At 57.3% G+C, this 12372-nt stretch carries 10 protein-coding genes and 1 pseudogene; 5 read left to right on the plus strand and 6 right to left on the minus strand.

Annotation, left to right across the window (positions count from 1 at the left end; all coding sequences use genetic code 11):
- Positions 1-5: 5 nt before the first annotated feature.
- From hrpB to RIN61_RS08585, 3 genes are all read right to left on the minus strand, one after another.
- Entirely contained in the window at positions 6-2540 is a 2535-nt protein-coding gene (gene hrpB, locus RIN61_RS08575) for an ATP-dependent helicase HrpB (RefSeq protein WP_121162271.1), read from the minus strand.
- A gap of 599 nt (positions 2541-3139) precedes the next feature.
- The gene (locus RIN61_RS08580; RefSeq protein ID WP_028697840.1) at positions 3140-4168 is read right to left on the minus strand and encodes a serine/threonine-protein kinase; all 1029 of its coding nucleotides are present in this window, start codon (positions 4166-4168) and stop codon (positions 3140-3142) included.
- Positions 4165-4638 (minus strand): hypothetical protein, encoded by a 474-nt coding sequence (locus RIN61_RS08585; protein ID WP_028697841.1) that lies wholly within the window; start codon positions 4636-4638, stop codon positions 4165-4167. Before RIN61_RS08585 ends, RIN61_RS08580 begins: the two co-directional genes overlap by 4 nt.
- Positions 4639-4981: 343 nt before the next feature.
- On the opposite strand from RIN61_RS08585, the gene RIN61_RS08590 reads away from it, so the two are divergent.
- Both RIN61_RS08590 and RIN61_RS08595 read left to right on the plus strand, forming a co-directional pair.
- Positions 4982-6175, plus strand: coding sequence for a hypothetical protein (locus tag RIN61_RS08590; protein ID WP_141745075.1), 1194 nt, complete (start codon positions 4982-4984; stop codon positions 6173-6175).
- A 1-nt stretch (position 6176) separates the two neighbouring features.
- A complete protein-coding gene (locus tag RIN61_RS08595) occupies positions 6177-6392 on the plus strand; it encodes a hypothetical protein (protein ID WP_028697843.1) in 216 nt (71 codons plus the stop codon).
- A 255-nt stretch (positions 6393-6647) separates the two neighbouring features.
- On the opposite strand, the gene RIN61_RS08600 is transcribed toward RIN61_RS08595, so the two are convergent.
- Entirely contained in the window at positions 6648-8336 is a 1689-nt protein-coding gene (locus RIN61_RS08600) for a hypothetical protein (RefSeq protein ID WP_313856731.1), read from the minus strand.
- A gap of 356 nt (positions 8337-8692) precedes the next feature.
- Positions 8693-9073 (minus strand): annotated as a pseudogene (locus RIN61_RS08605) (DEAD/DEAH box helicase); the annotation flags it as partial.
- Between the two features lie 117 nt (positions 9074-9190).
- Here RIN61_RS08605 and RIN61_RS08610 point away from each other — a divergent pair.
- A complete protein-coding gene (locus tag RIN61_RS08610; protein WP_046613202.1) occupies positions 9191-9610 on the plus strand; it encodes a hypothetical protein in 420 nt (139 codons plus the stop codon).
- Positions 9611-9632: 22 nt separating this feature from the next.
- Positions 9633-10505 carry a cation diffusion facilitator family transporter gene (locus tag RIN61_RS08615; RefSeq protein WP_112253601.1) on the plus strand — a complete coding sequence of 291 codons (873 nt, stop codon included), beginning with the start codon at positions 9633-9635 and terminating at the stop codon, positions 10503-10505.
- A 165-nt stretch (positions 10506-10670) separates the two neighbouring features.
- Here the strand turns inward: RIN61_RS08615 and RIN61_RS08620 are convergent, their stop codons facing one another.
- Entirely contained in the window at positions 10671-11456 is a 786-nt protein-coding gene (locus RIN61_RS08620) for a DUF6515 family protein (protein WP_207877233.1), read from the minus strand.
- A gap of 394 nt (positions 11457-11850) precedes the next feature.
- On the opposite strand from RIN61_RS08620, the gene RIN61_RS08625 reads away from it, so the two are divergent.
- Positions 11851-12327 carry an Lrp/AsnC family transcriptional regulator gene (locus RIN61_RS08625; RefSeq protein WP_003249795.1) on the plus strand — a complete coding sequence of 159 codons (477 nt, stop codon included), beginning with the start codon at positions 11851-11853 and terminating at the stop codon, positions 12325-12327.
- Positions 12328-12372: the final 45 nt, after the last annotated feature.

Consider the following 12372-nt stretch of genomic DNA (forward strand, 5'->3'; position numbering starts at 1 on the left):
TTAGATCAGGTACCCCTAGGCTTTGCGCGCGCAGTGGCCTGGGCAACAAGAGGATTGTCAGGCCAAAAATGCTTGGGGTATCTACCTTTCAAATCCTTCTTCACCTCAACGTAGGTCGATGCCCAGAAGTTTGCCAAGTCCTGGGTCACCTGTACGGGGCGGCGCGCCGGGGATAGCAGATGCAGCTTGAGCACTTGGCGACCATTAGCAATGCGCGGCGTATCAGCTTGTCCGAAGAGCTCCTGTAGCCTCACGGCAAGTACAGGGGGCCGCTCACTATAGTCCACACGGATGTTCGATCCCGAGGGTACCGCAATCGTCTGAGGCGCCTGCGTGTCTAACTGTTGTGGCAGAGGCCAGGGCAACAAGTTGCGAATGATGCTCGACAGTTCAAGTTGGCCAAAATGACTGAGGCGGGTCACCTTCCCAACGTATGGCCCCAACCAATCCTCCAGCGACTGCAGTAATGACTCATCACGTAAGTCAGGCCACTCACCCTTACTACCAGCTTCCTCATCAAGCACGCGCAGCAATTCGACCCTCGCCTTCCACTGACGAAGCTCAGGTGTCCAGGGCAAAAGCTCCAGCCCTTTTCGGCGTACGTAATTGAGCAACGCCTGAGTGCGCGCTTCATCACCCAGGTTTGCCAGCGGCGCGCGGGACAGTACCAACGCCCCCACTTTCACTTGTCGCTCAGCGCGGAGGGCCCCCTCCCGCTCATCCCACTCAAGTTCATCCACTTGGCTGACTTGGTCGTTCAAGACCGTATCAAACAAAGCCTCATCCAGGTTAGCAGCGAGGTAAATTCGCTCTTCACGCTGGCCTTGCCGGCTGCCCAGGTCGGCGATCACCAGCCAAGAATGCTTCATCAGGGCATCGGTCTCGGTGAACATAGCTGCCCGACCATTCGCCAATCGGTATTCAGCCCCACCGGCACGACGTTGTTGCGCGACCCGGTCGGGATACGCCAAAGCAAGTAGGCAGCCCACCCACCTCGGGTGGTCTGAATCAGCGACTGGTTGGGATGCTGGGCCGCGCAAGTACGACCGGTATTGCCTCGCTAGTTGCTTCGCTCTTTGAGCACCGCCTTGCTCACTCCGCTGTGCTCTCTGCTCACCGGACAGGATGGCCAAGCGACTATGAAGGTCTGCACCACCACCACGCTGGATATCCCGCTCGCCAAGCAAAGCAGCGATATTGCACGCAGTCTCTGTCAGACCCAGTTCGTGACCTCGCAACAGTAGATGGGCGATTCGAGGGTGGCTTGGCAGCTCGGCCATCGCTTGGCCGTGCTTTGTCAGTTGCCCATCAGGCTGTAATGCGCCAAGGCGCCGAAGCAAGTCGTTGGCTTGGGAGTAAGCAGCTGCGGGCGGAGCATCAAGCCACTTTAGGTCGCCCGGCTGAACGCCCCATTTAGCCAGTTGAAGCGCCAAGCCAGTGAGGTCAGCCTGCTGAATTTCAGGCGAGCTGAAAGAGGCCATTTGGTCATGCTGCGTCTCAGACCAGAGTCGATAGCACACACCGGGCTCGACTCGACCTGCCCGACCTGCTCGTTGAGTTGCACTAGCCTTGGATATTCGCTGAGTATCGAGTCGCGTCATCCCACTACGAGGATCGAAGCGTGGAACCCTCTCAAGACCGGCATCGAGCACGACCCGCACACCGTCGATGGTGATACTGGTCTCAGCGATGTTTGTGGCCAGCACAACCTTCCGCTTTCCTGCCGGTGCCGGATCAATCGCAGCCCGCTGCTGACTCAGATCGAGCTCACCATGAAGGGGGCAAAGAAGAACGTCACGCTGAAGTGATGCCGACTGGGTCAAAGCATCTTCCAGGCCTGTTACGACTCGACGGATCTCGGCTTGACCAGGAAGGAAAACCAGCAAGCTGCCAGGCTGATCAGCAAGTGCTTCAAGGCACGCACTGATGACTCGCGGCTCGATGTATTCTCCAGGTTGCTGAGGTTTTCCCCAGACTGTCGAGACCGGGAACATGCGTCCCTCGCTCGTCACGATCGGAGCGTCATCCAGCAGGCGCGATAACCTTTCACCTTCGAGCGTTGCCGACATCAGCAGCACCTTCAGTGGGGCATCGTCCCGGAAAAGCTCGCGCCCATTGAGCGTCAGCGCCAAGGCGAGATCGGCATCTAGATTTCGCAAATGGAATTCGTCGAAGATTACGAGCCCCACACCTTCAAGTGCAGGATCGCTCTGCAGACGACGCGTCAGTATTCCTTCTGTCACCACCTCGATCCGCGTCTTTGGCCCGACTTTGCTGTCCAGGCGAATCCGATAGCCAACGGTCTCACCGACCTTCTCACCTAGCTCGCTGGCCATTCGCTCCGCAGCAGCTCGCGCAGCAAGACGGCGAGGTTCCAACATGATGATCGTCTGCCCTTCGAGCCATGGTTCATTGAGCAAGGCAAGCGGGACGCGAGTCGTTTTACCGGCGCCAGGCGGTGCTTGAAGCACCACCTCATTTCGATTTTGAAGGGCTTCAAGAAGGGCCGGCAACGCGGCGTTGATTGGCAACGAACTCATGTGTACTCCTGCGGCAGAAGCGCAGTATACAAAGGTTCACCAGGGGTAGATGCGATGGATGAGGACTCACGAACCCCGTGCCCTCTCATGTGCAGCCTCAACCGTGCTGCGATTGGGTTTATCTGCTAAACCTCTTGGGAAACGCCTCTCGAAAGTCGACATGAGAGTGCGTTTTTAAATTTTGTAATGGCCCCTAGCCACAAAACCTGTTCATGTATACAGTATTAGTAAGCAGCATCCGTGCAGAATGACCTTTCGGCGAATACGTAGGCCAAATGGATTGATCTCGTATAAGCTTTGCCGCCGAAAAAATGTACGCCCACAATGCCCACGTTCGTCGCTGAGGCGACAGGAAGGATTCGAATGAGCAAGCGGCTTCCCAACCTGAGGCTTACGTCGCCTAGATGTGCGTTCTGTGGTGCCACCTGGCAACCAGCTGAAGGCATCGACGCGCTCAAATCGTACTGCCCTTGTTGTGCTGATGCTCGTCGCGCCCTTGCTGAGGCTCACTTCCAGCTTAAGCCGCTGAGCGCTGCCGACTTCAGCGGCGGGTACCTACTACCACGCCGCCTGCGAAGCGCTGCCGGCTAAAGCACCGCTTACCGAAAGTACGCTTCCAGTTCGCGATCAACCTGATTGCGGCCTATGACCTTCGTGGATGCGCCCAGGCTCCGATTGTTACCTTTGCCCAAAGGTTGGCTCCAGGCCCGCCACTCATGCTGGCGTTGACCATGAATGTTCCACTCAACGACGTTTAGCCGCTTGGGCGACTGCAGTTCCCACCTCACCAGATCCTCAGTCACGATAGGCACTGTCCACTCAGGCTCAGTCGGCAAAGCCGAAATGGCATTGAGTACCTCTTGGGTAGTCGCATAACGATCGTTGGTGTTATCAGCCATCATCTTTCGAATGACCTTACGCCACGGCTTGGGAACATGTGGCAGCCAGCGCAGACGTTCAATGAAGCCGCCTTGGGCGATGACATCTGCAGGACACTCGTTCTGGAACACGTACCAGACCTGTCCGTGCAACAACCGGAACAGCGTCATACCCAAGGCCCAGATATCGCTCTTGATACTGGTACCCCTGCCCTGCCACACCTCCACAGCAATATGGTCTGCGTACCCCGCAGCTGAACCGTAGCCAAGGAGCAACCTGTCGGTGACCAGACCGAAGTCACCGAGCTTTGCCATGCCGAGATGGTCGAGCAGGATGTTGCCTGGCTTGATGTCCCTGTGAAGCATCTCGCGCCCGTGCAATGCGTGCAGCCCGATCAGCACATCGATCGCGACCTTCCGCACGGCAGCGAGAGTCATCGGCCCCCGTTCAAAATGAGCTTGCAGGGAGCCACCAGGGCAGTACGCCATCGTGAAGCGGATGGCATCCTCCACCTCGTCTATACCGTAAACCTGAACGACATTGCGGTGAGTGGCGGTCTTCAGGTGCTGAGCCTCGGCGAGGAATTCCCTCCTGATATCCACCCACTCTTCATCGTCGTTTTCCGCCTTACGGGAAACCACTTTTACTGCCACTTGCCCATGAACGGCGTCTTGACCAAGGAACACTTCACCGAAGTGCCCGTTCCCCAATTTGTCTAGGATTTGGAGTTTCGGAACGACGCTGGTCATGGTCGAGCCCTGTGTGCAATCACAAGCATTGCGGCCTCACGACTCCCCTTGCGCAGCTTCGCTCCCTCTAGCTTCTCTGCCCAAAACGCGTCGTCGTTCACGCAATCATCGACCTTCCGACCGTAGGTTCGGCTGATCACTTCTTTCTTGAGAACACGGGTCTCACAGGCAGACGCAGCAGCGCACATGATCACACCACGAAGCTCTGCGCTATCGAGAAGCCCCCCGTTGGCCTTGCCTTGAGGTACTGAGCTCGCCTTGACCACCACCTGGTCAATTCCATTCACTTCAAGGTAATCCTTGCACCGATGGAAAAGCGTTTCGTATCCCTTCTGCCGATCCCCTGTGGGCAGCTTCCAGGTCACATCGGTAACCAGTGAGATAGGGGCATCACAGTCATCCGGAATCTGCGTATCAACGACAGTCACTTCCCCGGAACCTACCATCAGACCAACGCAGCGTGTTGCCATGTACTTTTCCTTGTGAAGGCAATTAAATATCACGCCATGGTATTACAGCCGCTTACACCGTCAATTGCCTGGTTGTGTGTGTGAACGTTGCCAGACCACCGAATTCGGGGCCAACGCCGTCTAGCCTGCTGGTTTCAACGAAACATGAGATCCGACGGTTGGTTCAAACCTGACCGTCTGGAGGGACGAATGTTGGCGGCCAAGATCCTGCGAGCCATTGGGAGGCCAAGCGGGCGTCTTTAGCTGGGTTTGTGAGTGGAGTTCGATAGACGCTGGAAGCGGAACGCAAGAAAGGGACATGGCCCGAATGGCCATTCGTAACGGCACTACTTGGGACTGAACAGTGGATGACTGGCAGGTAACAAAACGAAAAATCTGGGCCACCGCGAAGGCTTGCTTGTTCTGGACTGGACGTCAGATCAAGAAAGTCTTCATGGGCATGTGCATGCTGGTGGGCACCACCTGGGGCTCCATGATCATCGCCCTACTCACCATCGGCAGCGCCGCGATGATCTCCGTGATGAGCGGCGACATCAAAAACGAGTATACCGCCGTACACACCTGGCCTGAGTTCTTCGCAACAAACTACCTGTGGCCGTCCATTCAGCTCTCCATCGCCGCAGTCATCTTGGTGTTCTTACGTGAGGTAGGGGTCGTCACCTCAACCCGGAAGAAGGAAAAAGAGCTACAGGATCGCCTGACCACCATGCCGCCCAAGCAGTTTCTCGCCGCCTATAGCGACGCGATGATCGACATTCGGCAGCTTTACGAGGGCCTACTGGAAGAAGGTGCGCCGCCGTTGACCCGTAAAGGTCTCGCAGGCGACATCCGCATGATGCTCACGAAGATCCTGGTCTTGGCACAGAACTGGGACAGTGCGCCCTCCGAAACGTACAGGGCCAACATCATGATGATTGAGGAGGACAAGGATCTCATCCGCAAGGAGTACTCGAACCAGGTAAACGACAGCCCCTTCTTCCTGTTCAACTCCAACATTGATGCTCGCTTGGATAACGCAGACGGCATCCTACACATCACAGACCTTGAGCTCTCAACCTTGGTCGGCGCCCAGGTTTTGGCAAAGCCGGACACCGATATCGTGCCGATTTGCTTCCCGTTCAAAATGGATGCGTCGGATCACGCCAAATCGCACCCGAACCTACCCGGCGGGCCGGTAGCGGTCTCGACCATGGCATCTCAATATATCGAAGACTCTCGGACACACTTCAAGCAGTGGCTCGATGATGAGGCGCTGCAAAATCCGCATATAACTGAACACTATAAAACCACCATCTCCCGTTATTACAACTCTCATCGCTACGCTACGTCCATTCTTTCCATTCCATTAGTTTCTCGTAATAATGGTGAAGGGATGCCACACCCAATTGGATGCTTAAATATCTACAACAACAAAGCGAACATCCTTATGGGTGATAGCCGCAACGCACAATTTGTACAGTTATTGCAACCAATTTGCGCGTATTTGCATGATATGATATTCTTATACCGTGAAACTAACGACATGGAGGCTAGTTAAAATGACCGAACTTGCCAGAACTGAAGACGTTACTGTGACTACAGGTGACGTAGCAGTTGAGGTCTCCAATGCTCGGAAGAACAAAGCTTTCGCGAAGATTTACAATAGCCGTATGTCTCGTGAAGAGCTTAGGGCTTCTATGCTGGAGAAGGCGAAGAACGTTGTCGAGAAAGGCATCGGCTCGCTCGACCTGGTAACCGTAGTCGAGCACCGCTAGCCGCTTAGTACCCCATTACTGCGACGCGCTAGCAGCTTACTTGAAGGCCACCGAAAGGTGGCTTTCTCGTTTCTGTCTTCAGTGCAACCATCCGCCCCGCAAGGCAAGCCACCACGCAAGCTTACAGCAACACTCACGTCCGTCACACGTACACGCTTTGGTGGCAAAAACTCTCTTGTGGCCGCAGTCGCGCTGTGTCGGGATTCGTCGTTTTGCAGTCGCACATCCGGCAACGCCGGCTTGACTCTTGCGCTCTTAGCTCTGAGGCTCCTGCTGCTCTAAACTATCTGGAGTGACATCCAGTTCTCGGCATACGCTCCAGATATCACGCTCGTCCAGGTAGGTCGTAAGAACGGTAGCGTCGGTGGCATGCACCTCTACTTTCGAATTCTTGTCACCCTCTAGCTCACTATAGAAAACATACTCGACTTTAGTGTACATCTTTACAATTCTTGGCGCCTGTATTACCTGACCAAAGACTTCAAACTTCCAACCGTCATCGTCAGAAATCCTGATCACCTCACCAGCATCATCGTTCTCGATGCCCGCGAACGAATACCCTTCATGGTAGTTAAATGTTCCAGTGCATATCTTGTGAGGCTGCTGATCGCTTACCACCGGTGCCTTCACTAGTCGCGAATAGTATTTCAGAGTTGCGTATGTTTCTTTATCGATTTCGATATTGGTTATGACCAACGGCTCAGCGCACTTCTCAGCCAACGCCCTGACATAACCAATATAATTAATTAAGAATTGAACTTGAGCATGGAAACCATCAGCATCCGAACTAGTTCGCGAATTGAAAGATGCCTCCCCCTGACCGATTTCGATTTCAACAACGAGACGCCCTATGTCTAATTGCTGAGCGGCCTTAATAAGCTTATGGAAGCGAGGAAGCTCAAGAATATTCTTGCCAACCCAAGACCCTAAGCTAAAGGACAAGTTAAAATTCGAATTAGATCCATCGTGCGAGCAGTAAGCCTTGAGCTTAAAGAAATCGTCAAAAGCGCTTCCCTCAAAAACAGTCCTCACTGAGCCCGAGCTGTAGTAGCAAGGGAAAGTATCGAGCACTGTTTCGTGCCCCTCCGGCGTCCTGACATAAAGAGTCGTACGCGCCTCCTTCTTGGGCGCAGACATTGTAAGTACCGCTTGTTCAACACCATGGGTGCTCTGATGGATGGCTTCGAAGAGCTTAGAGCCAACAACTTTGAAATGCGCACCAGGGATGGTTAGTTCTCGCCCCTCCTCCAGAAAAGCTTTCTCGGCTGCTAGATACCCGTCAATCTTATCAAGGTCTTCGATAACAAGATTGACAACAACATCCTCGTCGACCGCACGTATAACATGCGTGTAAGAGTTTCCAGTCTTGTTCAACTGCACGGTGAATCGCGGATCTAGGTCAGCCAGGTTGGATTCGTAGCCTTTCATGATTTCGGCTACTGGCGTCTGGAGTGGGTCATTGGCTCTGTTAATGAATCGATGGAGCAGATCGGCTGAACCTTTATCTGCAGCGGCTTTGACTTCTTTCTCAGTGAAGCTCTTTTGGTTCAGGAGGGAGTTGGATCTAGCCTCAGCATCGCGCTTCCACTGGAGTAGCGTCGTGACACTGTAGGGGGACTCGTCAGCATCAATGAGCTTCGAATGTGTTTGGCACATCCAGATGCCGTTGTCGAAGTGCTTGCGATCTTCTGGGGACTGGTGCTCATCGTATCGTGGGCCGCCTGGTGCAGCAGCTTTAATGTGGCATGCGACACCAATGCCTACAGCGCCCTCTCCGTTCGATTTCGCGCCATGGGTATGTACGTAGCAGCCCGGGAAAGAACACACGTTTCCAGCGCTATCGCGAAGCTTCTGCGTTGTCGTTCCTAGGAAGTTGTCGCGCTTTGGAGCTGTCGCTGCCTTCTTCTTTGCGCTGGTCTTTGGCTTGGATTTCGGCCCGCTCATGCACTGTCCCGGTGATGAATTTGGATGTGCTGATGATGCTTGGAAATCGAGCGGATTGCGATGGTTGGAGGGGTGATGGTGTGGTTGGGTGGGATGGGTCTGGAGGGCGTCGGGGGTGGCTGTGGTCGACGTGGTTGGGTGGGTTGGGTTTGAGATCGTGGCACCTACCGGGGGTGGGATTTGGAATCGCACCGAGGTTGCTTTCTGGAGGTAAGCCTAAGGGCAATGCTAGAGAGGTTGGCTGACTGGAAGGTAAGGACAGGGTGGGTAGACGCGGAGGCTGGGATGTCAGGAGGGAGATCTGGGTAAGTGATTTTTGACAAAATCACTGCCTATTTCGGTGTAAATGGCAAAACGTGAAATTCGTCGAAGATCACCAGCCCCACACCCTCCAGCGCCGGGTCGGCCTGCAGGCGGCGGGTGAGGATGCCTTCGGTCACCACCTCGATGCGTGTTTTCGGCCCGACCTTGCTGTCCAGGCGGATGCGATAGCCCACGGTTTCGCCGACCTTTTCGCCCAGCTCGCTGGCCAGCCGTTCAGCAGCCGCGCGAGCAGCCAGGCGCCGGGGCTCGAGCATGAGAATGCTCTGCCCAGCCAGCCAGGGCTCGTCGAGCAGCGCCAGCGGCACGCGGGTGGTCTTGCCGGCGCCAGGCGGCGCCTCGAGCACCACTTCGTCACGGTTTTCCAGGGCCTGGCGCAAGGCGGGCAAGACAGCATCGATCGGTAATGAAATCATGGTGGTCCTCGAACAGTCCGGCGAGTATAACGGCGAACCCAAGCTGCCTTATCATGGTCTTAGCTTCAGGTGCAGGCGTTTCGCTTGCCCTGCTGAATACCTTTTCGGAGTTTTCACATGCGCATCCCATCCCGCGTCATCGGTGGCGCCCTCATCGTCACCTTGCTGACCCAACTGACGGCCTGCGGCACCATTCTGTACCCGGAACGGCGCGGCCAGATCGGCGGCAAGATCGACCCTGTGGTTGCCGCAATGGATGCCATCGGCATCCTGTTCTACGTAATCCCGGGGCTGATCGCCTTCGGTATCGACTTCGCCACCGGCGCCATCTATTACCCAGGCGGGCGCTCGGCTCAGGTCGACCCGGTCAAACTGCGCGAGGCCGTGAGCCCCGATGGCAAGGTCGACAACCTGAAGCTGCAAGCCATTCTGGAAAGCGAACTGGGCCAGCGCCTGCCGCTGAACGACCCACGGCTCATTCAGCATCGCGGCAGCATCGAGCAGCTGGCCAGCCTGGGCCTGGTGCCTGCAGCCTGAAGCACAAGGACACCGCCCACGGATGATGACCACCCCGGCTGAACACCAGCGCCTGCTACGCCTGGCCACTCGCGCATCGCTGGCAGTGGCCAGCATACTGGTCCTGAGCAAGGCGCTGGCCTGGTGGCTGAGCGGCTCGGTCAGCCTGCTGGCCGGGCTGACCGACTCGGCACTGGATGCCGTTGCCTCGTTTCTCAACCTGCTGGCCGTGCACTATGCCCTGCGCCCGGCCGACAACGACCACCGATTCGGCCATGGCAAGGCCGAGGCCCTGGCCGGTATGGCGCAGGCGCTGTTCATCGGGGTCAGTGCGGTGCTGATCGGGGTGCAGGCGGTTGAACGCCTGCACACCCCGCAACCCTTGGGCGATACCGCCGTCGGTATCGGGGTAATGCTGCTGTCGCTGGTGCTGACCCTTGCCCTGCTGGCACTGCAACACAGGGTCATCCGACTGACCGGCTCCACGGCGGTGCGGGCCGACTCCCTGCACTACCGCTCGGACCTGCTGCTCAACGGCAGCATCCTGCTGGCCCTGCTGCTGGCACGCTTTGGCTGGCCGCAGCTGGATGCCCTGTTCGGCCTGGGCATCGCTGTCTATATCCTCTGGAGCGCGCTGCAGATCGCGCGGGAGAGTACGGCCATCCTCATGGACCAGGAACTGCCCGGCGATGTTGGCGAGGACATGGCTGCGCTGGTGCTGGCCATTCCCGGGGTCAAGGGCGTGCACGACCTGCGTACGCGGGTGTCGGGCAATCAGTGGTTCGTGCAGTTGCATCTGGAGATGCCGGGGCAATTGCCGCTGCATGAAGCGCACGCCTTGTGCGTGGAGGCCTCTAGGGTGATCCGCCAGCGTTATCCACAGGCGGATGTGATGGTGCATGCGGATCCGGTGTGAATCAGTGAGCGTAACTGTGGGAGCGGGTTTACCCGCGAACACCGGCACAGCCGGTGCCATGCACCGCGTCGCATTCTTCGCGGGTAAACCCGCTCCCACAGGGCTCTGCGCCGGCTTCAATCAATACGTGAGGCATACAGGTCCATCGCAGGGACGTGTCCCGCATCAGTTGATGCTGTAGCCTCGGCCACTGAAGCAAGCGCCCAGCGCCCGCCGGTAGTTGTCCGCCACATTGGCCGGCGGTGCATAAGTTGCCGTTGCCGGGTCGAAGCCTGACTGGCTCACCGCCCAGCGGTGGCACTGGTAGCGGTCCTGGTCCTGCTGTTCCTGCCCTTGCCCAGACATAGGGTAGGCCACCACATCATACCCGCCACCGACAGGTGTCGGCGTGGCAACCGGCGGGTTGACCACCACGTATTCGCGGCTGTCGGCCAGGTACTGGTAGTAGGTATCGGCCACCAGGAAGAACAGCGCCCCGCCCAGCCAGACTTCCCGCGCATAAGGCGGCAGGTAGTCGACCCGCACGCCATGGGGCGGGGTCACCACGACATAACGGCCACCATGGGGGCGATACCAGTACCCACCGGAGTAGAAGTAGTCATCGCCACGATAAGGCACTTTCCAGTAACGGTCCGGGAAATGATCGATGGTATGCCCCGGGCGATACTGCGGCCCCGGCCCCCAACCATTGCCATGACCGTCCGGGCGCCCCTGCCAGTCACCGCCAGGCCGTTGCCCCGGCCCACCGGCTTCCCAGTAGCGGTTATCACCATGGCGGCGGGGGATGTCCTGGTAATAGCCCTGACGTGGCGGCTGGGTCTGCTGCACTTCGTCACGCGAATTGAGCGAGCGGCCGGGCGCCCCCTCGACCGGCCCTTCGGCCACGGCCCCGAGGCTGATGCTCAACCCCAACACACCAACACCTGCCAACTGCCAGATGCGCGACTTCATGCTGTTCCTCTCGGTAGAAATAAGGCAACCACAGCCAGTCTACCGCGCCCGGAACGCAGGCCAATTAAATTTCCAGCCATGAAAAAAGGGAGGCCGCAGGGCCTCCCTTCAGGAATTGTCGTCCGTGCTCGGCACTTGTGGCGCCGGCTCACCTCACACCGTCTTCTGGAAGGTGTGTAGCCCGGGGGCCTGCAGATCCTGTTGGATGGCTGGCCGCGACCGCCCGCCTAGGGCGCGTCGCCGTGGACTGATGTCCGGGCAGTGATTCTGTGGATAAAGATACCGGACAGAGTCCGGCAGATGATTGCGAAGATTGCTCGGATAAATAGCACTTGCGCAATTTTTCACCCTGGATTGATAATTCGCAGCAATCCGAACAGAAAAGGCATAAACCATGAGCAAGCTTGACCGCTACGACCTGAGCATCCTCGCCGAATTGCAGCGCGATGCGCGCATTTCCAACCAGGAACTGGCCGAACGCATCGGCCTCTCGCCTTCGCCATGCTCGCGTCGGGTCAAGCAACTGGAGGACGATGGTTACATTTCGCGCCAGGTGGCCCTGCTCGACCGCAAGAAGCTGGGCCTGAGCCTGACTGCCTATGTGCTGATCGGCATGGACCGCCACACACCGGAGCGTTTCGAAACCTTCGAGGCGGCCATCCGCAACCTGCCACAGGTGCTCGAATGCAGCCTGGTCACCGGCATGGATGCCGACTACCAGTTGAAGGTGGTGGTGCCCGACATGGACCACTACCAGAAACTGCTGCTAGGCAGCCTGACTCGCATTGAAGGCGTCACCAGCGTACGTTCGAGCTTCGTGCTGAACCAGGTGCTGGCCAGCACCGAGCTGCCCTTGACCCACCTGCGTTAATTGCCTGCGCCAGCAGGCGTATAATCGGACGCTCAACCCGCCTGG

The sequence above is a fragment of the Pseudomonas inefficax genome (assembly GCF_032164165.1).
GTDB classification, from domain to species: Bacteria; Pseudomonadota; Gammaproteobacteria; order Pseudomonadales; family Pseudomonadaceae; genus Aquipseudomonas; species Aquipseudomonas inefficax.

What these genes read in the sequence shown, in the direction of transcription:
- RIN61_RS08610 (WP_046613202.1), top strand. Translation starts at nt 9,191, where the DNA reads ATGCGCATCCCATCCCGCGTCATCGGTGGCGCCCTCATCGTCACCTTG.
- RIN61_RS08580 (WP_028697840.1), bottom strand. Translation starts at nt 4,168, where the DNA reads ATGACCAGCGTCGTTCCGAAACTCCAAATCCTAGACAAATTGGGGAAC.
- RIN61_RS08595 (WP_028697843.1), top strand. Translation starts at nt 6,177, where the DNA reads ATGACCGAACTTGCCAGAACTGAAGACGTTACTGTGACTACAGGTGAC.
- hrpB (WP_121162271.1), bottom strand. Translation starts at nt 2,540, where the DNA reads ATGAGTTCGTTGCCAATCAACGCCGCGTTGCCGGCCCTTCTTGAAGCC.
- RIN61_RS08620 (WP_207877233.1), bottom strand. Translation starts at nt 11,456, where the DNA reads ATGAAGTCGCGCATCTGGCAGTTGGCAGGTGTTGGTGTGTTGGGGTTG.
- RIN61_RS08600 (WP_313856731.1), bottom strand. Translation starts at nt 8,336, where the DNA reads ATGAGCGGGCCGAAATCCAAGCCAAAGACCAGCGCAAAGAAGAAGGCA.
- RIN61_RS08615 (WP_112253601.1), top strand. Translation starts at nt 9,633, where the DNA reads ATGATGACCACCCCGGCTGAACACCAGCGCCTGCTACGCCTGGCCACT.
- RIN61_RS08625 (WP_003249795.1), top strand. Translation starts at nt 11,851, where the DNA reads ATGAGCAAGCTTGACCGCTACGACCTGAGCATCCTCGCCGAATTGCAG.
- RIN61_RS08585 (WP_028697841.1), bottom strand. Translation starts at nt 4,638, where the DNA reads ATGGCAACACGCTGCGTTGGTCTGATGGTAGGTTCCGGGGAAGTGACT.